Source organism: Polynucleobacter sp. JS-JIR-II-50, from assembly GCF_018687895.1.
Taxonomy (GTDB): Bacteria; Pseudomonadota; Gammaproteobacteria; order Burkholderiales; family Burkholderiaceae; genus Polynucleobacter.
The window spans coordinates 1,455,230-1,479,597 of the sequence record NZ_CP061307.1; the positions used below are offsets into that span (position 1 = coordinate 1,455,230).

Genomic DNA, 24,368 nt, shown 5'->3' on the forward strand with positions numbered 1-24,368 from the left:
TTCGCTATCTCAGGCCCATATCAGGGTAGCCAAGCCAATTGCAATAAAGGTGACGGCTGCAACCGCGTGTACCCACTTAATGGGCATGCGTTTCGTGAATTTCTGCCCAATCCAGACGGCAGGGGCATTTGCCAGCATCATCCCCAATGTGGTGCCAACTGTTACGGAGAATACGTCCTCGTAACGGGCGCCTAAGGCAATGGTCGCTATTTGTGTCTTATCGCCCATCTCGGCCAAAAAGAATAAGCCTACCGTGAGCAAAAATACCTGGAGAGCCCTATCAGTTACCTTAGACCCAGCTGCATCATCAATATGATCTGGCACCAGCAACCACAGACCGATTCCTAAAAAGCTCAAACCCAAAATCCAACGCATCACATCCGGTGACACTAGAGTAGTAAGCCAATGACCTAATAAAGCAGCACAAGCATGATTAGCAATAGTGGCAATAAAGATACCTGCAATGATCGCTAATGCTTGCTTGGGATAGCGAGCCGCAAGCATTAATGAAAGCAATTGAGTTTTATCCCCCATCTCCGCTAGAGCAACTACCCCAGCAGAGAGGGTTAAGGCTGAAAAATCCATAAATGATGTAGGTCCAGTAAGTTTTGCGTATCAGGGATAGTTTAAATCCTAGCCCTCACTAGACCCACTCATTTTGGATATTTATTGCTACGCTACTAAAAGCTCCTCGGCCATTGCATAGTCTAGGCCCTGAGCCATTGCAACTGGCTTTGATGTCAACATCCCTTTATGCACACTCAAACCATTGCGCAAGTGATGGTCAATTGAGAGTGCTTTCATCACTCCCCGGTTTGCCAAAGCCTCTACAAACGGATAAGTCGCATTGGTTAAAGCAAAGGTAGATGTTCTCGCAACTGCTCCGGGCATATTAGCAACGCAATAATGAATCACACCATCTACCACGAAGGTTGGGTCCGCATGCGTAGTTGGCTTGGAGGTTTCAAAGCAGCCGCCTTGATCAATCGCAACATCCACCACAACCGAACCAGGCTTCATTGTTTTAATCATGTCGCGCGTCACCAACTTGGGAGCAGCTGCACCAGGTAGCAACACTGCTCCAATCACGACATCAGCCTCACATACCTCTTGCTCAATTAGCAAGCTATCGGAATAAAAAGTTCTGACGCGATTGCCATAGAACATATCGATCTGACGCAAGCGATCAATATCACGATCAAAGATGCAAACATCAGCCCCCATGCCGACCGCCATTTGCAAAGCGTTACGGCCCACGACACCACCTCCTAGAATGACAATCTTGGCCGGTGATACACCAGGTACACCCGCCATCAACACACCTAAGCCACCATTGGTTTTCTCTAAATGCGATGCAGCTGCCTGGATGGACATGCGACCCGCTACTTCACTCATGGGCGCCAATAGAGGGAGAGCGCCATTCATAGCCGTCACTGTTTCATAGGCAATGCAGGTAGCGCCTGATTGCAACAAAGCTTTTGTCTGCCTTGGATCTGGAGCTAAGTGCAAATAGGTAAACAGAATTTGATCCTCGCGCAACATGGCGCATTCTTGCGCCTGAGGCTCTTTGACTTTCACAATCATCTCCGCCCTTTGAAACACTTCTGCTGCACTATTCACGAGGCTGGCGCCAGCAAGCCGATAAAACTCATCCGTTAAGCCGATTTGCTCGCCAGCACCTCGCTGAATCAGAACGGAATGCCCCTGCTTACAAAGTCCGCTGACATTACCCGGGGTTAATCCCACTCGGAACTCATTATTTTTTACCTCTTGAGGTACACCAATGATCATTACCTTCTCCTATTATTTAAAGTCACGCTGGTTTGCTGTTTTGCGATGTAAGCCCACGACATAAAACATTGCGAGATACGCGCCCAATAAACACGGCCCCACTATGAGTGCGATCCGTGCATCCTCATGAAAGCCCATCAACACCACCACTAATCCGATGAATGCCAGAGCAAACCATGAGGAATACGGCCACCAAGGAGCGCGATACCCCAACTCCGCCACCTGGGATTTGGATAGCGAGCGACGGAATTTGATCTGTGTAATCAAGATCGCGATCCAAACCATTAGACCGATAAAGGTCACTGCAGCCATCATGTATTGGAAGGCTTTTTCAGGTACAAAGTAGTTCAGCACTACACCCAACATACAGACTCCGACTGTAGTCATCACCGCTCGATGGGGAACGCCATACCGTGAGAGCTTTGAAAAAGATCTAGGAGCATAGCCGTTAGACGATAAGGAGTACAACAAGCGTCCACCACTAAAGATACCGGCATTACAAGAAGAGAGTGCTGCAGTGATCACGACAAAGTTAATTAAGCCCGCCGCCTCTCGCAAACCCAGCCTCTCAAACATCACTACGAATGGACTGCCCTGCTGCCCAACTTGATTCCAAGGAAAGATTGCCAAAATAACCAGGATGGCACCCATGTAGAAAATGAGAATGCGCCAAGCCAAAGAATCTATGGCCATGGGAATGGTTTTTTGTGGGTTCTCAGCCTCGCCCGCAGAAAGACCAATCATTTCTATACCAACGTAAGCAAACAAGACCATTTGTAATGACAGCAACATTCCGCTGATGCCATTTGGAAAGAAGCCGCCGTGTTGCCATAAATTACTCAGACCAATGGGCTGCCAATTATTGGTAAAGCCAAACAAGATGACTGAACCTCCAAGCGCAATCATCGCGACAATCGCCACCACTTTAATCAGGGCAAACCAAAACTCAAATTCTCCAAATACCTTTACTGCAATCAGGTTGATTAAGCCCATCATCACAATAGAAGAAAGTGCCCAAATCCACTGAGGCGTCTCTGGAAACCAAATACCCATATAGATGCCAACTGCTGTGACTTCAGCAATTCCAACTACGATCCAATAAGTCCAGTACCCCCACCCCACCATATACCCCGCTAGTGGGCCCACATAGGTATTAGCATAAGCGGCAAAAGAACCTGCTACAGGCTCATGCACCGCCATCTCACCAAGCGTGCGCAAGACAATAAAGGCAACGATACCTGCCAGTAAATAACCCAGAAGAATTGATGGACCCGCTATTTGAATTGCACTTGCTGACCCCAGAAATAATCCCACGCCAATCGTTGAGCCCAAAGCCATCAAACGAATGTGTCGTACTTTGAGATGGCGCTTTAAGCCAGTGTGTTCAGTCTGCAAGAGAGACCCCCTTTCGATTTGTCATTGGCAACTTGCCAACGAAGCAAAGTCTAGGGAGGAACGGTGATCAGTACCAGGGGAGAAAAATTACTAAAGTAATTAATTAAATAAATCTATTTAGGAAAATATTGAAATGTCTTTGAAATCAACGCAGAGTTTGAAATAAATTATTTCTGATTGCAAAAGAATCAGTAATTTCCTACAGGGAATCCCCTTAAGGATTTACGACAATTTTTGGGGAAAACTTATTGTGCAGAGATGAGATTCAGAATTTCTGCGGCAGCTGCGAGCCCGCAAGCAGCCGTTACCATCACGGTGGAGCCATAGCCCGAACAGGCCAGACCTCCGCTGGAAGCTCCCGCTCGTGGTTCATGCGAGTAGATCGCACGAATGCCAATTTTTTTCTTCAGATTTCTGGAGAAGCCGTGATCTTGTCGTAACCCTTGACGAACCTTGGCTAACAAGGCATCTTGCTCGGTACGAGAGAGATCTTCGCAACGCACCGATGTGGGATCTGACTTGCCACCAGCTGCGCCACACATGACTAAAGCGCGATTATTTTTCACGGCCCACACTGATAAAGCAATTTTGGTTTGTACTGAATCGGTCGCGTCTAATACCAATGCATTTGCTGGAATAAGTCGATCTAAGTTTTCTGGCTCCAAGAATTCATCACAAGCAGTCAAGTTGATCTCTGGATTAATTAGCAGAATACGCTCCTTCATCACCTCGACTTTTGCTTTACCAAACTGCCCTTCTAGAGCGTGCAGCTGTCGATTAGTATTGCTTTCGGAGATATGATCAAAATCAATGATGACAAGGTGTCCGATACCCGTGCGAGCTAAAGCTTCTGCCGCCCAGGATCCAACACCTCCTAGACCAGCCACAACAACCGTTGCATTCAGAAAGCGCTCGCGCAGTTCTGGCCCATAGAGTCGTGAGACCCCGCCAAAACGACGATTTTCTAAGCTGCCTTCTACCTTGTCTTCTGCCATAGCTTCTCTTTATACTGAATAAATGGACTCCATTGCACAACTTCGCAAAAACTATACCTTTGGCCAGCTCTCAGAGACCGAGGTTCCCCAAGACCCGCTCCAGCTTTTCAAGCTTTGGTTTGATCAAGCTGTGAAAGCAGAGTGTCCTGAACCCAACTCGATGACCTTGGCAACGGCTAACCAAGCAGGCAATCCATCAGCCCGTATTGTCTTACTAAAAGGCGCAGACCAAAATGGCTTTACCTTTTTTACTAACTACGAGAGTCAAAAAGGCAAAGACTTGGCTATCCGCCCTCAAGCAGCCCTCCTCTTCCATTGGCATGAATTAGAGCGCCAGGTACGTATTCAGGGTGTTGTTGAGCGGGTTAGTGCAGCCGAAAGTGATGAGTACTTCCATTCCCGCCCAGCCGCCTCCAGAATTGGTGCCTGGGCCTCGCCTCAGAGCGCTGCCATTCCAAACCGGGAGTTCTTAGAGGAAGCGGAAAAACGTTTTAAGACAGAGTTTGGTGACACCCCTCCACGTCCAGGGCATTGGGGTGGTTACCGCCTACGTCCTACTGAAATTGAATTCTGGCAAGGGCGCCCATCTAGATTGCATGACCGTATGCACTACAAACTAGAAGGCGCAGACTGGCGAGTGAATCGCCTAGCACCCTAGAGACTGTTAATCCTTAGCAATATTGGGGCGCTATGAGCGATTTAAATTTCGCTCTAAATTTAGCCAGCTTAGGCGCAACTACTGCCATGCAATATCCTTGATTAGGATGCTGCTGAAAATAATTCTGGTGATAGTCTTCTGCGGGATAAATAGTTGGCGCAGCATCGATCTGCGTGACCACTGGATTGGCATAGATTTTTGAATCTTCAAGTTCTTGCACTACTTCATGCGCAATCTGAGACTGTTCTTCGCTATGAGTAAAAATGACTGAACGATATTGAGTACCATGATCGTTGCCTTGATAGTTCAAGGTAGTCGGATCATGAATCACGAAAAGGATTTCCAATAAATCCCTAAATGAAATGATTTGCGGATCAAACAAGATATCGACAATCTCGGCATGGCCTGATACACCCGTGCAAACAGCCTCATAAGTCGGATTGGGCCTAGCGCCACCAGCATAGCCAGATACCACCGACCGAACTCCAGAAATTTGCTGGTAAACCGCTTCCAGACACCAAAAACAGCCTCCACCCAAGGTAGCACGCTCTAAAAGGGGTTCTTTTTTATCTAAATTTGTTTCCATGGCTTTATCCTAATGCCTTATTCCAATACCTGCCAACTATTAATAGACTATGAATCGCTTCACTATCCAGCTCGATGAAATGAAAGCAGCTTACGCTGCAGAACCAAACCCTACCCTCGAAGTGAGACTGGATCGAATTGCGCGCATTGAAAAAATGATTGAGGCGAATGAAGAAAAAATCTGCAAAGCGCTCGAGGCAGACTTCGGGGTGCGCCACCCAGTAGAAACGAGACTTGCTGAATGCCAGATGATTTATCAGGCCTGCAAGTACCCCCGCAAGCATCTCAAAGAATGGATGAAGCCCGAGCAAAGAGAAGTTCCATTCCACATGGGCGCTTCACAAGCTTGGGTTGAAAGTCAATCGCTTGGCGTAGTCGGCATTCTGAGTCCGTGGAACTATCCAGTTCAATTAGCACTCATTCCAGCAATCGCTGCTTTTGCTGCTGGTAATCGCGTTTGGCTCAAGCCGTCTGAACGAAGCTCACGCACCTCTGGATTTATTGCCAGCCTCATTCAAGAATATTTCCACCCTAGCGAATTCTGTGTCACTACTGGTGGTCCAGAAGTAGCCGAGCAATTTTCAGCACTGCCTTTTAATCATCTTTTCTTCACTGGCTCAGGCAACATTGGCAAAAAAGTGATGCGTGCTGCCGCAGAAAATCTCACTCCAGTCACTCTGGAGCTTGGCGGTACAACGCCTGTCATCATTGATAAGAGCGCCAAACTCAAAGATGCTGCCGCCTCTATTGCTTATGGAAAATTACTTAATGGCGGTCAAACCTGTATTGCCCCTGACTATGTTTTACTAGAACCAAGCATTCAAGCAGAATTTATTCAAGAATTACAAACTGCAGCTCAAGCTCAATTTAGCAAACCAGAGGAACTAACAGGCCCTATTGATGGGCGCCAATTGGAATACTGGCAACACCTAGTCAGCGATGCGCTAGACCGTGGTGCAAAAGTCATTCCTTTGCTCAATAACCCTGGTGCTGGTGCAAGACCATTCGAGCCTATTGCATTGGTCAATGTTCCGCCGGAAGCCCGTATTCTTCATGAAGAAATCTTTGGACCCATACTGCCGATCGTGACTGTTGCAGATACCTCGGCAGCGATTGCTTATGTAAACAACAAACCCAATCCCTTGGCTCTATATTGGTTTGGCAAAGACAAAAAGAATATGAAGCGCGTTTTAAATGAAACGTGTTCTGGTGGCGTCACCATTAATGACACACTCTTACATATCACCATTGAAGATCTTCCTTTTGGTGGTGTGGGTGCGAGTGGCATGGGGAGTTATCACGGCAAAGCAGGCTTTAATACCTTCAGCCATCAAAAATCGATTCTTCAAGTACGCGGCTTCTTTGGTTTAAACCTTTTCAAGGGAACTAAAACAGCGCGCCCTCCATATGGAAAAATGACTGAGTGGCTTTTGCGTTATCTCAAATAAAGAGTTAAACAAGGAATACCTGAATGACTAAGCTCAGAAGATGAAGCTTTAAGCCTCTATTTCTGAATTAAGTCGGGAAAACCCTTGTAATCGAGTGCTGAAAATGTCATAATAGGAGGCTTTTTAAAGCAATTTGATTCATCGCCCCCCAGCTCTATTTCAGCGATTAGTTTAGAAGTCATAAACACAACAACGCTGCCGCTTGTCTGATGGTCGATGCCTTTGACCATCGCACCCTATAAAAAACAATGGGTGCAACATACGGAGACATCCCTTAAAGGGGATGTGTAATAGCATGACTTTTTCTAAAGAAACTAATCATGAGTCGAAAGACTCAAAGAGCACTGGAACCGAGTTCCAGAATTTTGCCCTAGCGGCATCACTCCTTAAAAACGTTGCTGAACTGGGTTATACCCAAGCCACTTCCGTGCAAGCTCAGGTTATTCCTGCGGCTTTAGCTGGTGGTGACTTATTGGTCAGCAGCCAAACCGGTAGCGGTAAAACCGCAGCCTTTTTATTGCCTTTAATTAATCAACTCATCGAAGACAACCCGAATAACTCACCTGTACCAGGTCGCGCACAACCTAAAGTGTTAGTGCTCTGCCCCACTCGTGAATTGGCTCAGCAGGTTTCTGCTGATGCAGTGAACTTGGTTCGCGGCATGAAAGGTATCCGTATCGCAACTGTGATGGGCGGCATGCCTTACGGCAAGCAGATCCAGGCATTGAAAGGTGCGTTGTTAGTTGTTGCAACTCCAGGTCGTTTGCTCGACTTGTGTGATAGCAAAGCAATTCGCTTAGATGATGTTAAACAGCTCGTTATCGATGAAGCAGACCGCATGCTCGACATGGGATTTGCTGACGACCTTGAGGCAATTGATAAGCGTTGCGTAGGCCGCAACCAAACTTTGATGTTCTCTGCAACTTTTGCGCCAAAGATCATGTCTTTAGCAAACGAGTTGACTACAGATGCCAAGCGTATTGAACTTGCTCACGCAGGTGAAAAGCACGCCAACATTGAACAGAAGTTGCATTGGGCTGACAGCATGTCACACAAGCATAAGTTGCTCGAGCACATTTTGGCTGATGCTGATTTGGATCAAGCAGTTGTATTTGCAAGCACTCAAGTTGAGAGCGAAAAAATTGCTGACACATTGCGTGCTAATGGCTATGAAGCAACTGCCCTACATGGTGCAATGCCTCAAGCTGTGCGCATGCGCCGTCTCGAGTCCTTACGTAAAGGTCACACCAAGATTTTGGTTGCAACTGACGTAGCGGCTCGTGGTATCGATGTGCCACGTATTAGTCACGTGATTAACTTTGGCTTGCCAATGAAACCAGAAGACTATACGCATCGCATCGGTCGTACAGGTCGTGCAGGTCGTAATGGTGTTGCTATCACTTTGGTTGAACATCGTGATCGCGCGAAGATCCGTAATATCGAACGCTTCACACAGCAAGATATCGTTGCTTCAGTGATTGCTGGTCTTGAGCCACAAGCCAAGCCAAGCTTTGGTGGTGGCGGCGGTCGTCCTGGTGGCGGTCGCTCTGGTGGCGGCTTTGGTGGTGGCAATCGCTCTGGCGGTGGTGGCGGTGGTCGTTATGGCTCAGGCGCTCGCTCAGAGTCTCGCTCTGGCGGTGGCTTCGGTGGTGGTAATACTGGTGGTGGTCGTTCGGGCGACTCTCGTCCAGCGCGCTCTGCTGACTCACGTCCTGCGCGTTCCGCTGACTCACGTCCGGCACGCTCTGGAGACTCACGTCCAGCAGGCGGCCCGCGTTTTGCTAAACCAAAGGCCGGCGGTCAACGTCGTAGCTTTAGCGGTAGCTAAAAATGATTCGCCGTAATCGTCTCCGTTCTGCATGGAATCGAGTCGGTTCCGGCGAAATCCATCGGGCGCCACGCGAGTGGCAACCTTGGCTAAGCGATACCGGGTCTCTCACCCAAAAAATTGAGAATGCAATTGGGCAAAAGCTAGAAGTTCAAGTTTTGCGCGACTGTCCTCAATCACTACATAGCGACGAAAGTCGCTATTTTCATTTCAAGCTCAGACGCTGCAGAGTACGTGAAGTATTGCTCTGCTCAAATGGCGTTCCTTTGGTTATGGCACATAGCGTCATTCCAACGTTAAGCTCCAGTGGCAGCAATCATCAGGTCTTGCGCTTAGGTACTAAGCCTTTGGGCGCAGTCTTGTTTAGCAAAACTCGCAAACACTCCAGGGCAAAGCCACCGCGCGATATTGCGCGTCTGGATAAAAGCACTGAATTATGGAAAAAATGTTCTAAGCACTTTGCTGGCTTAGGCTCACCCTTATGGGCACGACGCACCCTCTATCGCCTAAAGGGTCATCCCATCTTGGTAAATGAGATTTTCTTGCCCGCCTTACTAAAGACCGAAAAGTACTAGTTATTCGCTTTTTCTTTTAGATTGTCAGCCAAGCTAAGGTTGACTTGATCAAAGCTTCATCGCCTGGCTCACTTGTAAAGACCTCACCAAACCCAATCATTTCGGCTGCATCCGCAATATTATGATGTGGGCATAGCGCACTGGCGACATTGAGGTTTTGCGTAAATTGGTCTTTCATGACTTCGCCGAGGTAACGTACCGCCTCAGAGGAGGTGAGCAACCAAAGTGATTTACTCAAATCCATTTCTTGTACAAGTTGCCAAGCAGGATTATCAATATCCAAGGGCGCACGTGTGTAGGTTGAGATAGCCTCCACGGTTGACCCTGCCTTTAATAGCGTATCTGACAGCCAATCACGGCCACCCTCACCTTTAAAGATAACTACTTTTTTACCCTGCCAATTCCATTTCAGGGATTGAAGCTCTTTCCACAAGCCTTCAGAGTCCCAGTTTTCGTTATTTCCTGGAATGATGATGGGGGTGGGATTGTGTTCCGATCCAACACCATGATTTTTCAGGGCAAGATGACTGCTGCCACCCATCACACCAATCGGAATAATCTTCTTAGAAAAATCTTGCCAATCTCGTTCTAATAAACGCATCACACTCTCGATGGCATTAGGACTTACAAAGATGGCAAGATCCGCGTCCCTCAGGGTGGTAGCGATATGGTCAGCTAAATGCCCATCGGATTTCGGAACAATTGTTAACAAAGGCAGAGAGAGTATTTCTGGGAGACTACGCTTTCCTACTCCGCTCGCCTCGATTGCTTTAGTGAGCACTTCAATCAATTGACGAGCCTGACCACTAGGTCTTGTGACAATGATCGTTTTAGTACTCATACGAATCAGCTACTTTTTCTTTATTTGCTAAGCGTTACTTAGAAATTTTAGGAATTAAATCAGCCGCGCCCTGTGACAACAAGTCCTTTGCCACTGCAAGTCCTAGCGCCTCTGCGTCTGCAACTGATGTAACCTGAGCGCTGCCATTGGCCAAGCAAATGGCTTTGCCATCAACACTCGCCACAAAAGAGCGAATGTTCATTTGGTTCTGATCCCATGTGGCATGGGCGGCTAACGGTACTTCACATGAGCCGCCGAGTTGACGAGACACCATACGTTCAGCAGAAACAGCAAACAAAGTTGGTAAATCATTTAGTGGAGCAAGCCATTGTTTGATATTGGGATGCTTGATTAAAGTTTCGATACCTAAGGCGCCCTGACCTGCAGCAGGCGTGTAAGGATCGTATGGCAAAAATGCACGGATGCGGGACTCCAAACCTAAACGCTTTAAGCCAGCAGCGGCCAAAATGATGGCTTGATATTCACCTCGATCTAGCTTGCTCATGCGGGTATCCAGGTTACCGCGTAATGGCTGAATGACGAGATGTGGAAATTTGGCGCGTAGAACAGATTCGCGCCGCAAGCTCGAGGTTCCCACAATCGCACCGTGCGGTAAATCCTCAAGACCTGCATAGTCATTGGAAACAAATGCATCGCGCGCATCTTCCCTGGCCATGACACAAGAAAGGTCAAATCCCACGGGCATCACCATCGGGACATCTTTTAATGAATGAACCGCTAGATCAGCACGCCCATCCTCTAATGCAGTTTCGAGCTCTTTCACAAAAAGACCCTTACCACCCACTTTAGAGAGGGCTCGGTCCAAAATCTGGTCCCCACGGGTGGTCATCCCCAAAATCTCGACATCGCAGCCTGGATAGAGCTTTTTAAGGCAATCCCGGACATGCTCAGCCTGCCACATGGCTAGGCGACTTTCACGGGAGGCGATTACGAGGCGCTTTGGAGCGTCAGATAGGGAGGAATTCAGGGTTTGGGACATAACATTTAAAATAATCAAAGACCTACACCAATATACTGTGTTTATGAGCTCATCAAATAATTCCTTAGCCAACAAAGCCCAAGCTTGGTCGGCCCGTTTTGCAGAACCTGTCGACGAACTAGTTCAGCGTTATACCGCCTCTATTGGCTTTGATCAACGCTTTGCCATGGTCGATATTGCCGGCTCCCTAGCCCATGCTGAAATGCTGGCGACCCAAAAGATCATTAGCAGCCAAGATTTGGCCGATATTCAAAAGGGTATGGCTCAAATTAAGAGCGAAATCGAGTCCGGACAATTTAATTGGCAGTTAGCACTTGAAGATGTGCACCTGAATATCGAAGCACGCTTGACCGCATTAGTAGGCGATGCTGGCAAGCGTTTGCATACTGGCCGCTCACGCAATGACCAAGTAGCGACTGATTTGCGCCTATGGTTGCGAAGCAGCGTTGATGACATTGCAGTCACCCTCAAATCTTTGCGCATAGCGCTTTTGGATTTGGCTGAAAAGCATGCCTCCACTATCATGCCTGGTCACACGCATTTGCAAGTTGCGCAACCGATTACTTTTGGTCACCACTTGATGGCCTACTTTGAAATGTTTAGTCGTGATGCTAGTCGCTTAGTAGATTTGCGTGCTCGCTTCAATCGCCTGCCTTTAGGTGCAGCAGCATTAGCTGGAACCACCTACCCGATCGATCGCGAACAAGTTGCTAAGACCTTGGGCTTTGATGGCATCTGCAATAACTCATTAGACGCTGTATCTGATCGCGACTTTGCGATTGAGTTTTGCGCCTTCTCATCCATCTTGATGATGCACGTTTCACGCCTATCGGAAGAGCTAATCTTGTGGCTGAGCCCCCGCTTTGGCTTTATTGATCTGCCAGACCGCTTCTGCACTGGTAGCTCGATCATGCCGCAAAAGAAAAATCCAGATGTTCCAGAATTAGCCCGTGGCAAGACTGGTCGCGTTTATGGTGATCTGATTTCTTTGCTGACTCTTATGAAGGGTCAGCCACTGGCCTACAACAAAGATAATCAAGAAGATAAAGAGCCTTTATTTGATGCGGTAGATACCGTACAAGATACCTTGCGTATTTTTGCTGACATGGTTCCGCACATTGAAGTAAAGGCAGAGGTCATGAAGAAGGCTGCTGAAGAAGGTTTTGCAACAGCAACTGACTTGGCCGACTACTTGGTGAAAAAAGGTTTGGCTTTCCGCGATGCCCATGAAGCAGTCGCTCATGCTGTTAAAGCCTGCGTTGGCAGAAACTGCATGCTGACAGATTTAAGCCTCTCAGAACTTCGCTTTGCATGCGGTCTTGATAATCGCCCTGAACTCATCAGCGATGATGTGTTTGCATTGCTTACAGTTGATGGTTCTGTGCAATCACGCCAACACGCTGGTGGCACCGCCCCCGCCCAAGTACTTAATGCTATCCAACGGGGTCGTGCAGACCTTTAAAATTCATGGGGTTTTGGTGCAAACTCTCTACGGGAATTGACTACGTAAACCAGCTTCTGGGCAAGGCAGCCAGCATCATGATTTTGCTGTCTTGTATCGTGTCAGCGCTCAATGCCCTACTCCGCTATGGATTTGATGTCAGCAACAACTGGCCACTAGAACTGCAGTGGTATCTTTTTGCTGCTGCAGTCATGCTCGGTACGTCTTACACACTCAAACGCAATGAGCATGTACGTGTAGATTTAATCTACTCCCAACTCTCTGATCGGGGACGTCTGTGGGTTGACCTCTTCGGTTTAATTTTCTTTTTAATGCCAGCCTGCCTCTTATTTGCTTGGCTCTCCTGGACAACGCTCTTTTACCCATCATGGCTGGTAATGGAGCATTCACTGAACTCCGGTGGCTTAGCGCGTTACCCAATTAAGTTTGTAGTGTCCTTTGGATTTTTTATGCTGAGCCTGCAAGGCCTCTCAGAAATCATTAAGCGTATCGGCGCGTTACAGGGTAAAACAACCCTCCCCGCCGAAGACCTCCATTACGAAAAGCCGATGCAATGATTCCATTGGAGTGGATGCCGCCCTTGATGTTTGGTGGACTGATTGTCTTTATGTTGATCGGCTTCCCGGTTGCCTTCTCTTTAATGGCGGCAGGACTATTTTTCTCAGCCATTGCTATCAGTGAAGGATTCTTTGGCGTCCCATTTTTGCAAGCTATTCCGCAACGCATCTTTGGTAGCGTGCTCGCCAACGATCTCCTGCTAGCTATTCCCTTCTTCACCTTCATGGGCGCTATCTTAGAGCGCTGTGGTCTTGCAGAAGAAATGCTGGATTCGATGGGGCAGCTCTTTGGTCGCGTACGTGGTGGCCTTGGTTACTCTGTGATCATCGTTGGCTTTATATTAGGCGCCATCACTGGCACTGTAGCCGCTCAGGTGATCGCTATGGCGATGATCTCACTCCCGATAATGATGCGTTACGGCTACAACATGCGCTACGCTACAGGCGTGTTAGCGGCCTCTGGAACGATTACGCAGCTGGTGCCACCTTCTTTAGTTTTGATTGTGCTTGCGGACCAATTGAAGACTCAAAGTGGCAGTGCTGATGTGGGCAGCATGTATCTGGGTGCATGGGGTCCATCGCTTTTACAGATCGCCCTCTTTGCTCTCTACACCTTCTTCTTAAGTCGTGTTCGTCCAGACTATCTCCCGCCAGTCCCTGAGACCGATCTCACGCTCAAAGGCTGGGCACTTTGGAAAAAATGTCTCATGGGAATTATTCCATCGGCCATACTGATCTTCCTGGTTCTTGGCACCATCATGACTGGCATTGCTACGCCAACAGAATCGGGGGCGATGGGGGCGATGGGGGCACTCCTGCTTGCTTGGCTACGCCGCTCCAAGATACCCAATCTGAAGGGATTAATACAAGAGGCTTATCAAAACACCATGCGTATTACTGCCATGGTGGTGTTCATTCTTATTGGATCAACTTGTTTCTCCGTCGTGTTTCAGGGGGTGGATGGGGGCTTTTGGGTTGAGGAACTCTTTTCCAATCTTCCTGGTGGTTGGATTGGATTCTTAATCGTTGTGAATTTATTTGTTTTCTTCCTAGCCTTCTTCTTGGATTTCTTTGAAATCGCTTTCATTGTTGTGCCGATGCTTGCGCCGGCAGCAGTCAAACTCCTCTCCCCGGTATTGCTTGACTCTATGAATGGCAATCCTCAGGCAGCGGCTAGTGCTGCCTTAGTTTGGTTTGGAGTCATGCTCTGCGTGAACATGCAAACCTCTTTTATGCATCCGCCTTTTGGCTTCGCCCTCTTCTACCTTAGAGGGGTTGCACCCAAAGAGGTAAAGAGTAGTGACATCTACTGGGGTGCCCTCCCCTGGGTGGGTCTGCAGTTGGTGATGGTTGTGCTGGTGATGGCATTCCCAGCCTTAGTGACCACGCTCTTGGATAAACCTGCTGCCGTAGTTCAAAGCCAAGACTTTAATTTCACTGGCGAAGAAAGCAAGCCCGATACATCCAGAACCAAGGTGGATGAGGATGCTCCGGTGACGTTTCGGCTGGATAAGCCAGCAAAATAAAACGCCCCGTAAGTACGAGGCGATTTAATGCAAAACATGAGTTGATTACAGAGTAATGTCGCGCTCTTGCCTGACGCAATCGACGTAGTACTCACTCTTACCATCGATGTTGGCTTTAACGAGCCCATGGATATCCGTCTCAAATCCAGGGAACTTCTCATTGAAGTCTCTAGCAAAGTAGAGATAGTCAATGATGCGTTTGTTAAAGCGCTCCCCTGGGATCAGCAATGGAATACCTGGAGGGTAAGGAGTAACCAACATGGCAGTTACGCGCCCCTCCAATTGATCGAGCGGCACACGATCTACTTCTTTGTGCGCCATCTTGGCCCAAGCTTCTGAAGGCATCATGGCAGGAACCATGTCTGAGGTATACATCTCAGTAGTCATGCGTGCCACATCACGACTCTTATAGAACTCATGAATTTGCTGGCAAATATCTTTTAAGCCAACGCGCTCATAGCGCGGGTGCTTAGCAACAAACTCAGGCAATACTTTCCACAAGGGTGCATTTTTATCAAAGTGATCTTTGAACTGCTGCAACTCTGTTACGAGCGTATTCCAACGGCCTTTAGTAATGCCGATCGTGAACATAATGAAGAAGGAGTACAGACCGCACTTCTCCACGATGACACCATGCTCAGCAAGATATTTGGTCACGATGCTAGCTGGGATGCCCATGGAACCGAAGTTACCTTCAATATCCAATCCAGGTGTAACTACTGTCGCCTTGATAGGATCAAGCATGTTGAAGTCTTTGGCCAATTTGCCAAAGTCATGCCAAGCAGCAGCGGGCTCCAAGATCCAATCCGAGCGCTCACCAATACCCTCTTCAGCCAAGTGATCTGGGCCCCAAACTTTAAACCACCAGTCAGCGCCAAACTTATCATCTACTTCACGCATCGCGCGGCGGAAGTCCATCGCCTCAGCAATAGACTCTTCAACCAGAGTTGTGCCGCCAGGAGACTCCATCATGGCCGCAGAAACGTCACATGAAGCGATGATGGCGTACTGAGGGCTAGTAGAGGTATGCATCAAATAGGCTTCGTTAAAGCAATCACGATCTAGCTTGGTATCTTCTGCATCTTGTACCAATACTTGCGAAGCCTGGGATAAACCAGCGAGCAGCTTATGGGTTGACTGAGTTGCAAACATCAAACTTTTCTTAGTGCGCTTGCGATCCGAACCAATGGCGTGCATATCCTTGTAGAAAGGATGGAAGGCAGCATGTGGCAACCAAGCTTCATCAAAATGCAATGAATCTACTTTGCCATCTAACATCTCTTTAATCATTTCGACGTTGTACACGATACCGTCATAGGTGCTTTGAGTCAGTGTCATGACGCGTGGCACGACGTTCTTATCCTTGATGAACGGATTGGCATCAATTTTCTTCTGGATGTTTTTCCATTCAAACTCTTCCTTAGGAATCGGCCCAATAATGCCCAAGTGATTACGGGTAGGCATCAAGAAGATCGGAATCGCGCCCATCATGGTAATTGAATGAATCACGGACTTATGGCAATTGCGGTCAACTAAGACTACGTCGCCAGGGGCAACGGTGGAATGCCAAACAATCTTGTTTGAAGTTGATGTGCCATTAGTAACGAAGAACAAATGGTCTGCATTAAAGATGCGTGCTGCATTACGCTCGCTCTGCAACACTGGGCCAGTATGGTCCAAGAGCTGACCTAATTCCTCCACGGCGTTACAGACGTCAGCACGTAACATGTTTTCACCAAAGAATTGATGGAACATACGACCTACTGGGCTCTTTAAGAAAGCAACGCCACCAGAGTGGCCTGGGCAATGCCAAGAATAAGAACCTTCAGAGGCGTAGTTAGTTAACGCACGGAAAAATGGAGGGGCCAAAGAATCCAAATATACCTTGGCTTCACGAATAATATGGCGCGCCACGAATTCTGGGGTGTCTTCATTCATATGAATGAAACCGTGCAACTCGCGCAAGATGTCATTAGGCATATGACGTGAGGTACGCGTCTCGCCATACAAGAAGATCGGAATATCTTCATTACGCTTACGTACTTCGGTAATAAAAGCACGCAAGTTATTTAAGGCTGGAAGATCATTATCTTCAGAGTCAGAGTCAAACTCTTCATCATCAATCGAAACGATGAATGAGGATGCGCGAGAAGCTTGCTGAGCAAACGAAGTTAGGTCGCCATAGCTCGTTAAGCCAATAACCTCCATGCCTTCATTCTCAATCGCCTCAGCGAGGTCACGAATTCCCGAACCCGAAATATTTTCGGAGCGGAAGTCTTCATCAATAATGATGATTGGAAAACGAAATTTCATAAAAACTCCCCTACTAATTTATCCGAGACATTCGGAACCCACTTCTCAAAGTTGGCTAAATCTATTATCCGGCTGCCGTCTGGCGAAACCGTGACTATATCGACAAAAGTCGCATTTTGCTGCACATCTCTTGGTAAGTAAACATGTCGAGCATAGACTTGATTGGCCAGGCTCTCGTGATACCCCGTAAAGGTAATTAAAAGGTGCCAATGCCCATTCAATTCGGCTTTGCCCAAGAAATCTTTTAGGGGGCTTGCTTCGTCCACGCTATGCATCGCCGTCCAGGTCAAGGAAAAGACCGGGCTCTCAGAGCGATGGAGCTGTAACTCCACCGATCTGCGATAACGCTCTCCCTCGCTTGTCATACTTTCCGCAATCAACCATAGCCTTAGCTGCGCCTCCACAATATGAGAGCTGCGATCATTAGCCACTCGGAACTTTAATGTTTTGATACCGTCATGATTACCAACCACGGCCACTTTAGAGAAACGTATACCTGCAGTAGGCCTGGTAAAGCGCGCAAAGGCCAGGCCCGTAGTTAATGCGGAGTACACAATCCCAAAAAATGCTTCAAAGGTCACAATCGCATTAGGCCAACTACCAACCGGAGTCATTCGACCATAACCGATAGTTGCCATCGTTTGCACACTAAAGAAAAAGACATCTAACAAAGAGCCTGGTCGCGAATTAGTAATGGCGCCATCCCCACATGCCATATAAGCAAAAGCAAATAAAAGATTCGTGCCGAGATATACAAAAACAACTAGCAACATAAAGCTAGTCCAGGTAGTACCCAGTAGCCAATGGTAGAAATTATTCTCTGGTCGCGCCATTTCTGAGCGCGAGAGTGTGGCGCGATATTCTTCTAGATTAATCCGTGATGGACGGCGATTAAATAGAAATTTACGCACTACCGTAATGGCTTAGGTCTTAGGCAGGGTAACGCCCCGCTGACCTTGATACTTACCACCGCGATCTTTATATGATGTGCCACAAACTTCATCACTCTCAAAGAAGAGTACTTGCGCACAACCTTCGCCTGCATAAATTTTTGCAGGCAATGGTGTGGTGTTTGAAAACTCTAAAGTGACATAACCTTCCCACTCAGGCTCAAATGGCGTGACGTTCACAATAATGCCGCAGCGAGCATAAGTGCTCTTGCCAACGCAAACGGTTAATACGCTACGTGGAATCTTGAAGTACTCAACTGTTCTGGCAAGCGCAAAAGAGTTTGGTGGAATGATGCAAACATCGCCCTTGAAGTCGACGAAGGATTGTTCATCGAAATTCTTTGGATCAACGATAGTGCTATTGATGTTGGTAAAGATTTTGAATTCGTTTGCGCAACGAATGTCATAGCCATAGCTTGAAGTGCCGTAACTTACGATTTTGTTACCGGCGGCGTCTTGGCGAACTTGCCCAGGTTCAAATGGGCTGATCATGCCTTGCTCGCCCATGCGGCGGATCCAGTGGTCTGATTTAATAGTCATGACCGAATTGTAAAACCTTCGCCCTCACCTGCTGACGAATTTATTGAGGTTTTTGGCTAAAAACGACCCTCTCTGAGGCGTTATAGATCTCAAAGTGTTTGCCGGAGCAGCGAGAGAGGATAGTCAGATTAGTCTTCCTTGCCAGCTCGAGGCCCATCAAGGTCACGCCCGAGCGGGTCAGGAGGAAGGGGATGCCCATCTGGGCGCCCTTGATAACCATCTCTGAGGTTAAGCGCCCCGTAGTAAAGAAAATCAAATCCTTGCCCGGTTTATTGGCTAGCCACATCAAGCCAGAAATCGAGTCGACTGCGTTATGACGACCAACGTCCTCAATGAAGTGCAGCAGACGCACCCCATCCTTGCCGTCCCGCTCAAAAACTGCACAGGCATGGACCGAGCCAGACTTCTTATAAATCGAGTCATGAATCCGAATGGAGTCAATCAAGGTCACTATTGCCTCTTGCGACAATGTCGGGCCTTCGGGTAGCTGAATCGCGTCCATCTCCTCGATTAAGCCGCCAAACATCGTCCCTTGACCGCAACCAGTCGTTACTACCCGCTTACTGGTTAGGGCATCAATATCTACTGTGCTTCTGCGTGTTTTAACAGCGGCAGAATCGGTCTCCCAATCGACCTGAATACTCTCGATATCGTCGGGAGACTCCACAAGGCGCTGATTGCGTAAATAGCCCAAGACCAGCGCTTCCGGAGCGCTTCCCAAGGTCATAAGGGTTACAACTTCACGCTTGTCTAAGTAAATCGTTAAGGGGCGCTCACCAGGAATGTGGGTCTTTTTAAGACGCCCCAGCTCATCCATGACCTCAACCTCATGCACCAAGGGCACAGAGGCGGAAGACATCTGAATGGTCGGTTTTGCTGCCATAAATACTCTCTAAGGTCGGGCTAAAAGGAAGTTTATCGGGGTTTATGAAGACTTGACGGGTGCTTTACTTTAACCGCAGACTAAAATCACTGCATAAGCCAGCATAATTGAGTGCTGCACCCTATTTAACTGTTTTCCCTTTTTATTAACCTTCTTATTTAAGTCCGCATTACATGAGCAGCTCCCAACGCCGCCTTCTAGTTACCTCCGCCCTACCGTATGCCAATGGTCAGATCCATATCGGCCATCTAGTCGAGTATGTGCAGACCGATATCTGGGTGCGCTTTCAAAGAATGCGTGGTCATGAAGTGCATTACGTTGGCGCCGATGACACTCACGGCACTCCGATCATGTTGCGCGCCGAAAAAGAAGGTCTTACACCCAAAGAACTGATTGCCAATGTTTGGAAAGAACATAAGCGCGACTTTGATAACTTCCTCATCTCGTTTGACAACTACTACACCACCGATAGTCCTGAGAATGAAAAGTTATCCCAAGATATTTACATCAAGCTACGCGATGCAGGTTTGATTGAGAAGCGCGCGATTGAGCAAGCCTATGATCCTGTAAAAGAAATGTTCTTGCCGGATCGCTTTATCAAAGGCGAGTGCCCTAAGTGCGGCGCTAAAGATCAGTATGGTGATAATTGCGAAAAATGTGGTGCGACGTATTCACCTACAGATCTAAAGAATCCTTTCTCAGTAGTGAGCGGTGCAACACCTATTAAAAAGATTTCGGATCACTACTTCTTTAAGTTGTCGGATCCACGTTGCGAAGAATTCTTACGCGACTGGACTCAAGTCAAAACTCCGTTGCAGCCAGAAGCTCGCAATAAGATGAAAGAATGGGTTGGTCAGCCAGGAGAAAGCAAGCTGGGCGACTGGGACATCTCCCGCGACGCCCCGTATTTCGGCTTTGAGATCCCTGATGCACCAGGTAAGTACTTCTATGTGTGGCTTGATGCCCCGATTGGCTATTACGCCAGCTTTCTCAATTATTGCCAGGCCAAAGGGCTCAACTTTGATGAGTGGGTAAAGCCAGATACCACCACCGAGCAATACCACTTCATCGGTAAAGATATTCTGTATTTCCATACCTTGTTCTGGCCTGCCACACTGAAATTTTCTGGATACCGCACACCAACCAACGTATTTGCACATGGCTTCTTAACCGTTGACGGTGAGAAGATGAGTAAGTCACGTGGTACGCTGATTTCAGCAAACAGCGTGATTGAATGTGGGTTTAATCCAGAATGGTTCCGCTATTACTTCGCCACCAAGCTCAATGACAGCATGGAAGACTTGGATTTAAATCTTCAAGACTTCGTTGCGCGCGTTAATAGCGACTTACTCGGCAAGTACATCAATATTGCAAGTCGTAGCGCTGGCTTCTTAGTAAAACGATTTGGTGGCGTTGTTTCTGATGAAGCCATGAGCGATCCACTCTTAAAAGAAATTGCATCATCAAACGAAAAAATTACAGAACTCTACGAGGGCCGCGAGTACGCCAAAGCGTTACGCACCGTGATGGAGCTTGCTGACAAAGTAAATAGTTTTGTCGATGAGAATAAGCCGTGGGAAATCGCCAAAGATCCAGAACGTGAAGCGGATTTACAGCGGGTCTGCAGTATTACCTTGGAAGCATTCCGAATGATGAGTCTTTATCTCAAGCCGGTGATTCCTCAAGTTGCTGCTGGCGTGGAAGAGTTCCTCTCTTTGCCACCCCTTTCCTGGTCAGACATTGATACCCCACTCTCCAGCAAGAGCCCTATCAAAGCCTATAAGCACCTCATGACCCGGGTGGAAGCCCCTCAAATTGAGGCTTTGCTAGCGGCAAACTTGTAAAAATAGCCCTAAAAAGCACCTATAATGGCGGTTGTAATCCCTAGATAACTTTTCGAATTAATTTCATAAGTTATTGAATTTATTGAGTATTTTAGGAAATGCCATGGCAAGATATCAATCTGAAATCACCCAGTTCTTAACTGAACTCAAAACCGAGCATCCAAACCTCGAGGCTGAACAGCAAGCTGGTCGCGCCCTTCTCTGGGACAAAGAGCCATTGAGCGTTGAAGACCAGCGCCGTGCAAAAGCTGCAAAACTCAAGCAACGCGCCTACGTGTACTCGAATGACTAATCAAGGCAATGAGCCTAGCGCTCAGCCAATATCGGATTTGTTAGACAGCACTCCATCGGTTACCGATGGCATGTCTGCTGCTTTCGCCAAGCTCTATGGTGAACCGCTTTTTAAGCTCCCTACCGATTTATACATTCCACCAGATGCGCTAGAAGTTTTTCTAGAGGCATTTGAAGGACCCTTAGATCTATTGCTGTACCTCATTCGTAAACAGAACTTTAACGTTCTTGATATTCCAATGGCACAGGTTACTCAGCAGTACCTGAGCTATGTTGATCAAATCCGTCATCACAATCTTGAACTGGCTGCCGAGTATCTACTCATGGCCGCCATGTTGATTGAAATTAAATCTCGCATGCTCCTGCCAATGAAGAAGGCAGACAGCGAAGAAGAGGTTGAAGACCCTCGCGCAGAATTAGTTCGTCGCCTACTTGAATACGAGCGCATGAAGTTAGCAGCGCAAGAGCTTGATCAGATTCCACAGCAAGGTCGCGACTTCCAAGTAGCACATGGCTATGTGGATACTACTGTCGCCATTGCTTGGCCAGACGTCAATGTAGAAGACTTGCAAATGGCTTGGCGTGATGTTCTGCACCGTGCCAAACTCACTCAGCATCACACCATTACGCGTGAAGAATTATCGGTACGTGACTTTATGACACGCATCTTGCGCCGCCTGCAAAGCACTAAATTTGTAGAGTTCAGTGAGTTGTTTGAAGAGGCTATCAACTCCGGTAAAGGCGTACCTGTTGTTATCGTGAATTTCATTGCGATGCTTGAGCTCTCACGCGAAGCACTGGTGGAAATTACTCAAGCTGAGCCCTATGCCCCGATTTACGTGCGTCTTGCCTACACGCCTGTTGCATGAAAATCATTAGCGACATTCAAGAATTACGCGACCATTTAAGAGGTCAAAACCGCGCTTCCTTTGTACCAACTATGGGCAATCTCCACGAAGGCCACCTCTCGCTGATGCGCTTGGCAAGACAACATGGCGACCCTGTAGTAGCCAGCATCTTTGTGAATCGTCTGCAGTTTGGTCCTAACGAAGATTTTGATAGCTACCCGCGCACCATGCAGGCAGATATCGATAAGTTGGAAAAAGAGGGTGTGTACATCTTGTTTGCGCCGACAGAGCGCGATCTTTATCCACAGCCTCAAGAATACCGAGTTGATCCACCGCAGCAATTGGGCGACATCCTCGAAGGCGAGTTCCGCCCCGGATTCTTTAAAGGCGTTTGTACAGTTGTATTGAAGCTCTTTTCTTGCGTACAGCCTAAGGTTGCCGTATTTGGCAAAAAGGATTATCAGCAACTGATGATTATTCGTCAGATGGCTAAACAGTTTGCCCTACCAGTCGATATTATTCCTGGTGAAACCATTCGCGCGGAAGATGGCTTAGCACTTTCATCTCGCAACGGCTACCTCTCAGCTGAGGAAAGGGCTGAAGCACCTGAGTTAATGAAGACGCTCAAAGAAGTTCGGGAGCAAGTCCTACAACTGAAGGATCGCAACAGCCAATCCCTCTCTGAGATTGAAAAGGCTGCTGTTGCCTCTTTGGCGAAACGTGGATGGCAGCCCGATTACATTGCTATTCGCCAACAAAGCGATTTGGCGCCGGCCTCCAATGAGCAACTGCACGCCGGTGAGCCACTCGTCATTTTGACGGCAGCTAAGCTTGGTAAGACACGCTTGATTGATAACCTAGAGATTTAATCTCGAGATTTATCTGCGACTTACTCGTCCCAGGGAAATCTTTGGCGCGACAACTCCTCCATGATTTCACGCTTACTGGACCCACCCCTTCTTGAGTTGTGGGCCTCAGAATTGGCAGCAAATTCATGACCAAGAGCTTCTTCATGCTCTTTTTTTGCATCTTCTGTCTGGGAAGATGGCGCCTGAGGATTTACTTCTGTCATAGCTTGATTTAGTGGGTACTCAAGAATATTTTTTACAAGACAAAGAACTGACCTACCTCTAGACCTAACTCTTTTGCCAATTCAGCACCAGTAACCTTACCCGCAGCACCTTTGGCCTTGAGGACTTCAATCTGTCCACCATGGCAGGTAACAAAGAATGAATCGAGCGTGATCTGAGTGACTTCGCCAGGCTTGCCTTTAACAGCGCCAAAGGTTGCGGCAACATGTTTGTGGCAATCATAGATCTGCACCTTTTGTTCGCCAAACTTTGTCCAAGCACCCGGCGCAGGATTACATGCGCGAATCAGGTTATAAATTTGACTGATATGTGTTGCCCAATGAATCTGTGCAGCATTCGCATCAAACCAGCCTTCGTAGTTGGCTTGCGATTCATCTTGAACTATCTCTTGATGCTTGCCCGCAACTACAAGATCTGCAGTCTCCAAGAGAGCTTTCACGCCGATCGGAAATAAATGATCAAAGTAGATCTTGCCTAAGGTGTCGTTAGGTCCAATAGCTACTTCTTTTTGCAAAATCACTTCACCTTCGTCTAAACCATCGGATGGGCGGAAGATGGTTAAACCTGTTTTCTCCTCACCCAATGCAATCGCCCAGTTAATGGCGCTGGGGCCACGATACTTAGGAAGTAAAGATGGGTGATATTGAATAGTGCCATGCTTCGGAATCTTGCAGAGCTCTTGCGGCACAAACTGAAGCACATAAGCCATTACGCAGATATCGGCGTTGGCATCAATCATGGCTTGAGCAGCTTCCGGGCCCTTCAAGGAAGCAAACTGCAAGGGAGTTAAACCCCTTGCCAGTGCAGCCTCCTTTAAGACTTCGGGTTTGCTTGACTTGGGATTATCGGGTGGACAGAAAACAGCAACGACTTCATCACCGCGATCTAAAAAAGCCTCTAAAGCTGCTTTACCAAAATCCGCACTCCCAATTAAAGCAACCCGCATC

The 24,368-nt window shown here is 47.7% G+C and carries 24 protein-coding genes; 11 read left to right on the top strand and 13 right to left on the bottom strand.

What is annotated here, in order from left to right; genetic code table 11:
- Nucleotides 1–9 precede the first annotated feature (9 nt).
- The 4 genes from FD963_RS07160 to FD963_RS07175 form a co-directional block, all read right to left on the bottom strand.
- A complete protein-coding gene (locus FD963_RS07160) occupies nucleotides 10–585 on the bottom strand; it encodes a TMEM165/GDT1 family protein (protein ID WP_215361463.1) in 576 nt (191 codons plus the stop codon).
- A gap of 87 nt (nucleotides 586–672) precedes the next feature.
- The gene (gene ald, locus FD963_RS07165) at nucleotides 673–1,791 is read right to left on the bottom strand and encodes an alanine dehydrogenase (protein ID WP_215361465.1); all 1,119 of its coding nucleotides are present in this window, start codon (nucleotides 1,789–1,791) and stop codon (nucleotides 673–675) included.
- A gap of 12 nt (nucleotides 1,792–1,803) precedes the next feature.
- Nucleotides 1,804–3,186, bottom strand: coding sequence for an amino acid permease (locus tag FD963_RS07170; protein ID WP_215361467.1), 1,383 nt, complete (start codon nucleotides 3,184–3,186; stop codon nucleotides 1,804–1,806).
- A gap of 245 nt (nucleotides 3,187–3,431) precedes the next feature.
- Nucleotides 3,432–4,181, bottom strand: coding sequence for a ThiF family adenylyltransferase (locus FD963_RS07175; RefSeq protein ID WP_215361468.1), 750 nt, complete (start codon nucleotides 4,179–4,181; stop codon nucleotides 3,432–3,434).
- A gap of 22 nt (nucleotides 4,182–4,203) precedes the next feature.
- Between FD963_RS07175 and pdxH the strand changes: the two genes are divergently transcribed.
- Nucleotides 4,204–4,839, top strand: a complete 636-nt coding sequence (gene pdxH / locus FD963_RS07180; RefSeq protein WP_215361470.1) for a pyridoxamine 5'-phosphate oxidase — start codon at nucleotides 4,204–4,206, stop codon at nucleotides 4,837–4,839.
- Nucleotides 4,840–4,852: 13 nt separating this feature from the next.
- On the opposite strand, the gene msrA is transcribed toward pdxH, so the two are convergent.
- Complete coding sequence (gene msrA / locus FD963_RS07185) at nucleotides 4,853–5,425, bottom strand: peptide-methionine (S)-S-oxide reductase MsrA (RefSeq protein WP_215361472.1); 573 nt, start codon at nucleotides 5,423–5,425, stop codon at nucleotides 4,853–4,855.
- A 49-nt stretch (nucleotides 5,426–5,474) separates the two neighbouring features.
- Here msrA and FD963_RS07190 point away from each other — a divergent pair, with 49 nt between their 5' ends.
- From FD963_RS07190 to FD963_RS07200, 3 genes are all read left to right on the top strand, one after another.
- On the top strand, nucleotides 5,475–6,872 hold the full coding sequence (locus FD963_RS07190) for a coniferyl aldehyde dehydrogenase (protein WP_215361474.1): 1,398 nt from the start codon (nucleotides 5,475–5,477) through the stop codon (nucleotides 6,870–6,872).
- 295 nt (nucleotides 6,873–7,167) lie between these two features.
- The gene (locus FD963_RS07195) at nucleotides 7,168–8,700 is read left to right on the top strand and encodes a DEAD/DEAH box helicase (RefSeq protein WP_215361475.1); all 1,533 of its coding nucleotides are present in this window, start codon (nucleotides 7,168–7,170) and stop codon (nucleotides 8,698–8,700) included.
- Nucleotides 8,701–8,702: 2 nt separating this feature from the next.
- Entirely contained in the window at nucleotides 8,703–9,275 is a 573-nt protein-coding gene (locus tag FD963_RS07200) for a chorismate lyase (protein ID WP_215361477.1), read from the top strand.
- A gap of 16 nt (nucleotides 9,276–9,291) precedes the next feature.
- Here the strand turns inward: FD963_RS07200 and FD963_RS07205 are convergent, their stop codons facing one another.
- Together FD963_RS07205 and hemC are read right to left on the bottom strand one after the other, a co-directional pair.
- Nucleotides 9,292–10,116: a uroporphyrinogen-III synthase gene (locus FD963_RS07205; RefSeq protein ID WP_215361480.1), complete on the bottom strand. Its 825-nt coding sequence runs from the start codon at nucleotides 10,114–10,116 to the stop codon at nucleotides 9,292–9,294.
- 34 nt (nucleotides 10,117–10,150) lie between these two features.
- The gene (gene hemC, locus FD963_RS07210) at nucleotides 10,151–11,116 is read right to left on the bottom strand and encodes a hydroxymethylbilane synthase (protein WP_215361481.1); all 966 of its coding nucleotides are present in this window, start codon (nucleotides 11,114–11,116) and stop codon (nucleotides 10,151–10,153) included.
- Between the two features lie 43 nt (nucleotides 11,117–11,159).
- Here hemC and argH point away from each other — a divergent pair, with 43 nt between their 5' ends.
- Genes argH through FD963_RS07225 form a run of 3 tightly spaced genes read left to right on the top strand, consistent with a single transcriptional unit; the run spans nucleotide 11,160 to nucleotide 14,661 of the window.
- Nucleotides 11,160–12,578, top strand: coding sequence for an argininosuccinate lyase (argH, locus tag FD963_RS07215; protein WP_215361482.1), 1,419 nt, complete (start codon nucleotides 11,160–11,162; stop codon nucleotides 12,576–12,578).
- A 5-nt stretch (nucleotides 12,579–12,583) separates the two neighbouring features.
- A complete protein-coding gene (locus tag FD963_RS07220) occupies nucleotides 12,584–13,135 on the top strand; it encodes a TRAP transporter small permease subunit (protein WP_215361483.1) in 552 nt (183 codons plus the stop codon).
- Entirely contained in the window at nucleotides 13,132–14,661 is a 1,530-nt protein-coding gene (locus FD963_RS07225; RefSeq protein ID WP_215361484.1) for a TRAP transporter large permease subunit, read from the top strand. Before FD963_RS07220 ends, FD963_RS07225 begins: the two co-directional genes overlap by 4 nt.
- 45 nt (nucleotides 14,662–14,706) lie before the next feature.
- Here the strand turns inward: FD963_RS07225 and FD963_RS07230 are convergent, their stop codons facing one another.
- The 4 genes from FD963_RS07230 to FD963_RS07245 are packed head-to-tail and all read right to left on the bottom strand — an operon-like array spanning nucleotide 14,707 to nucleotide 19,347.
- Entirely contained in the window at nucleotides 14,707–16,974 is a 2,268-nt protein-coding gene (locus FD963_RS07230; protein WP_215361485.1) for an arginine/lysine/ornithine decarboxylase, read from the bottom strand.
- Complete coding sequence (locus FD963_RS07235) at nucleotides 16,971–17,885, bottom strand: ion channel (RefSeq protein ID WP_215361486.1); 915 nt, start codon at nucleotides 17,883–17,885, stop codon at nucleotides 16,971–16,973. Before FD963_RS07235 ends, FD963_RS07230 begins: the two co-directional genes overlap by 4 nt.
- Before the next feature lie 12 nt (nucleotides 17,886–17,897).
- Nucleotides 17,898–18,464 (bottom strand): dCTP deaminase, encoded by a 567-nt coding sequence (dcd, locus tag FD963_RS07240; RefSeq protein WP_011902492.1) that lies wholly within the window; start codon nucleotides 18,462–18,464, stop codon nucleotides 17,898–17,900.
- A gap of 40 nt (nucleotides 18,465–18,504) precedes the next feature.
- Nucleotides 18,505–19,347 carry a formate dehydrogenase accessory sulfurtransferase FdhD gene (locus tag FD963_RS07245; protein ID WP_215361487.1) on the bottom strand — a complete coding sequence of 281 codons (843 nt, stop codon included), beginning with the start codon at nucleotides 19,345–19,347 and terminating at the stop codon, nucleotides 18,505–18,507.
- 173 nt (nucleotides 19,348–19,520) lie between these two features.
- Here FD963_RS07245 and metG point away from each other — a divergent pair, with 173 nt between their 5' ends.
- The 4 genes from metG to panC all read left to right on the top strand — a co-directional run bounded on the left by metG (nucleotide 19,521) and on the right by panC (nucleotide 23,199).
- A complete protein-coding gene (gene metG, locus FD963_RS07250) occupies nucleotides 19,521–21,191 on the top strand; it encodes a methionine--tRNA ligase (RefSeq protein ID WP_215361490.1) in 1,671 nt (556 codons plus the stop codon).
- A gap of 103 nt (nucleotides 21,192–21,294) precedes the next feature.
- Nucleotides 21,295–21,483: a DUF3460 family protein gene (locus tag FD963_RS07255; protein WP_215320373.1), complete on the top strand. Its 189-nt coding sequence runs from the start codon at nucleotides 21,295–21,297 to the stop codon at nucleotides 21,481–21,483.
- Nucleotides 21,476–22,351, top strand: a complete 876-nt coding sequence (locus FD963_RS07260) for a ScpA family protein (protein ID WP_215361500.1) — start codon at nucleotides 21,476–21,478, stop codon at nucleotides 22,349–22,351. Before FD963_RS07255 ends, FD963_RS07260 begins: the two co-directional genes overlap by 8 nt.
- Nucleotides 22,348–23,199 (top strand): pantoate--beta-alanine ligase, encoded by an 852-nt coding sequence (gene panC, locus FD963_RS07265; RefSeq protein WP_215361502.1) that lies wholly within the window; start codon nucleotides 22,348–22,350, stop codon nucleotides 23,197–23,199. The genes FD963_RS07260 and panC overlap by 4 nt, the downstream gene beginning before the upstream one ends.
- Before the next feature lie 20 nt (nucleotides 23,200–23,219).
- On the opposite strand, the gene FD963_RS07270 is transcribed toward panC, so the two are convergent.
- Both FD963_RS07270 and FD963_RS07275 read right to left on the bottom strand, forming a co-directional pair.
- Nucleotides 23,220–23,402 (bottom strand): hypothetical protein, encoded by a 183-nt coding sequence (locus FD963_RS07270; protein WP_215361504.1) that lies wholly within the window; start codon nucleotides 23,400–23,402, stop codon nucleotides 23,220–23,222.
- Between the two features lie 32 nt (nucleotides 23,403–23,434).
- Nucleotides 23,435–24,367, bottom strand: a complete 933-nt coding sequence (locus FD963_RS07275; protein ID WP_215361506.1) for a methionyl-tRNA formyltransferase — start codon at nucleotides 24,365–24,367, stop codon at nucleotides 23,435–23,437.
- Nucleotide 24,368 lies beyond the last annotated feature (1 nt).

Bases quoted from the DNA above. Each gene is read 5' to 3' on its own strand.
- FD963_RS07160 (WP_215361463.1), bottom strand. From the start codon at position 585: ATGGATTTTTCAGCCTTAACCCTCTCTGCTGGGGTAGTTGCTCTAGCG.
- ald (WP_215361465.1), bottom strand. From the start codon at position 1,791: ATGATCATTGGTGTACCTCAAGAGGTAAAAAATAATGAGTTCCGAGTG.
- FD963_RS07175 (WP_215361468.1), bottom strand. From the start codon at position 4,181: ATGGCAGAAGACAAGGTAGAAGGCAGCTTAGAAAATCGTCGTTTTGGC.
- pdxH (WP_215361470.1), top strand. From the start codon at position 4,204: ATGGACTCCATTGCACAACTTCGCAAAAACTATACCTTTGGCCAGCTC.
- msrA (WP_215361472.1), bottom strand. From the start codon at position 5,425: ATGGAAACAAATTTAGATAAAAAAGAACCCCTTTTAGAGCGTGCTACC.
- FD963_RS07190 (WP_215361474.1), top strand. From the start codon at position 5,475: ATGAATCGCTTCACTATCCAGCTCGATGAAATGAAAGCAGCTTACGCT.
- FD963_RS07195 (WP_215361475.1), top strand. From the start codon at position 7,168: ATGACTTTTTCTAAAGAAACTAATCATGAGTCGAAAGACTCAAAGAGC.
- FD963_RS07200 (WP_215361477.1), top strand. From the start codon at position 8,703: ATGATTCGCCGTAATCGTCTCCGTTCTGCATGGAATCGAGTCGGTTCC.
- FD963_RS07205 (WP_215361480.1), bottom strand. From the start codon at position 10,116: ATGAGTACTAAAACGATCATTGTCACAAGACCTAGTGGTCAGGCTCGT.
- hemC (WP_215361481.1), bottom strand. From the start codon at position 11,116: ATGTCCCAAACCCTGAATTCCTCCCTATCTGACGCTCCAAAGCGCCTC.
- argH (WP_215361482.1), top strand. From the start codon at position 11,160: ATGAGCTCATCAAATAATTCCTTAGCCAACAAAGCCCAAGCTTGGTCG.
- FD963_RS07220 (WP_215361483.1), top strand. From the start codon at position 12,584: ATGGGGTTTTGGTGCAAACTCTCTACGGGAATTGACTACGTAAACCAG.
- FD963_RS07225 (WP_215361484.1), top strand. From the start codon at position 13,132: ATGATTCCATTGGAGTGGATGCCGCCCTTGATGTTTGGTGGACTGATT.
- FD963_RS07230 (WP_215361485.1), bottom strand. From the start codon at position 16,974: ATGAAATTTCGTTTTCCAATCATCATTATTGATGAAGACTTCCGCTCC.
- dcd (WP_011902492.1), bottom strand. From the start codon at position 18,464: ATGACTATTAAATCAGACCACTGGATCCGCCGCATGGGCGAGCAAGGC.
- FD963_RS07245 (WP_215361487.1), bottom strand. From the start codon at position 19,347: ATGGCAGCAAAACCGACCATTCAGATGTCTTCCGCCTCTGTGCCCTTG.
- metG (WP_215361490.1), top strand. From the start codon at position 19,521: ATGAGCAGCTCCCAACGCCGCCTTCTAGTTACCTCCGCCCTACCGTAT.
- FD963_RS07255 (WP_215320373.1), top strand. From the start codon at position 21,295: ATGGCAAGATATCAATCTGAAATCACCCAGTTCTTAACTGAACTCAAA.
- FD963_RS07260 (WP_215361500.1), top strand. From the start codon at position 21,476: ATGACTAATCAAGGCAATGAGCCTAGCGCTCAGCCAATATCGGATTTG.
- panC (WP_215361502.1), top strand. From the start codon at position 22,348: ATGAAAATCATTAGCGACATTCAAGAATTACGCGACCATTTAAGAGGT.
- FD963_RS07270 (WP_215361504.1), bottom strand. From the start codon at position 23,402: ATGACAGAAGTAAATCCTCAGGCGCCATCTTCCCAGACAGAAGATGCA.
- FD963_RS07275 (WP_215361506.1), bottom strand. From the start codon at position 24,367: ATGCGGGTTGCTTTAATTGGGAGTGCGGATTTTGGTAAAGCAGCTTTA.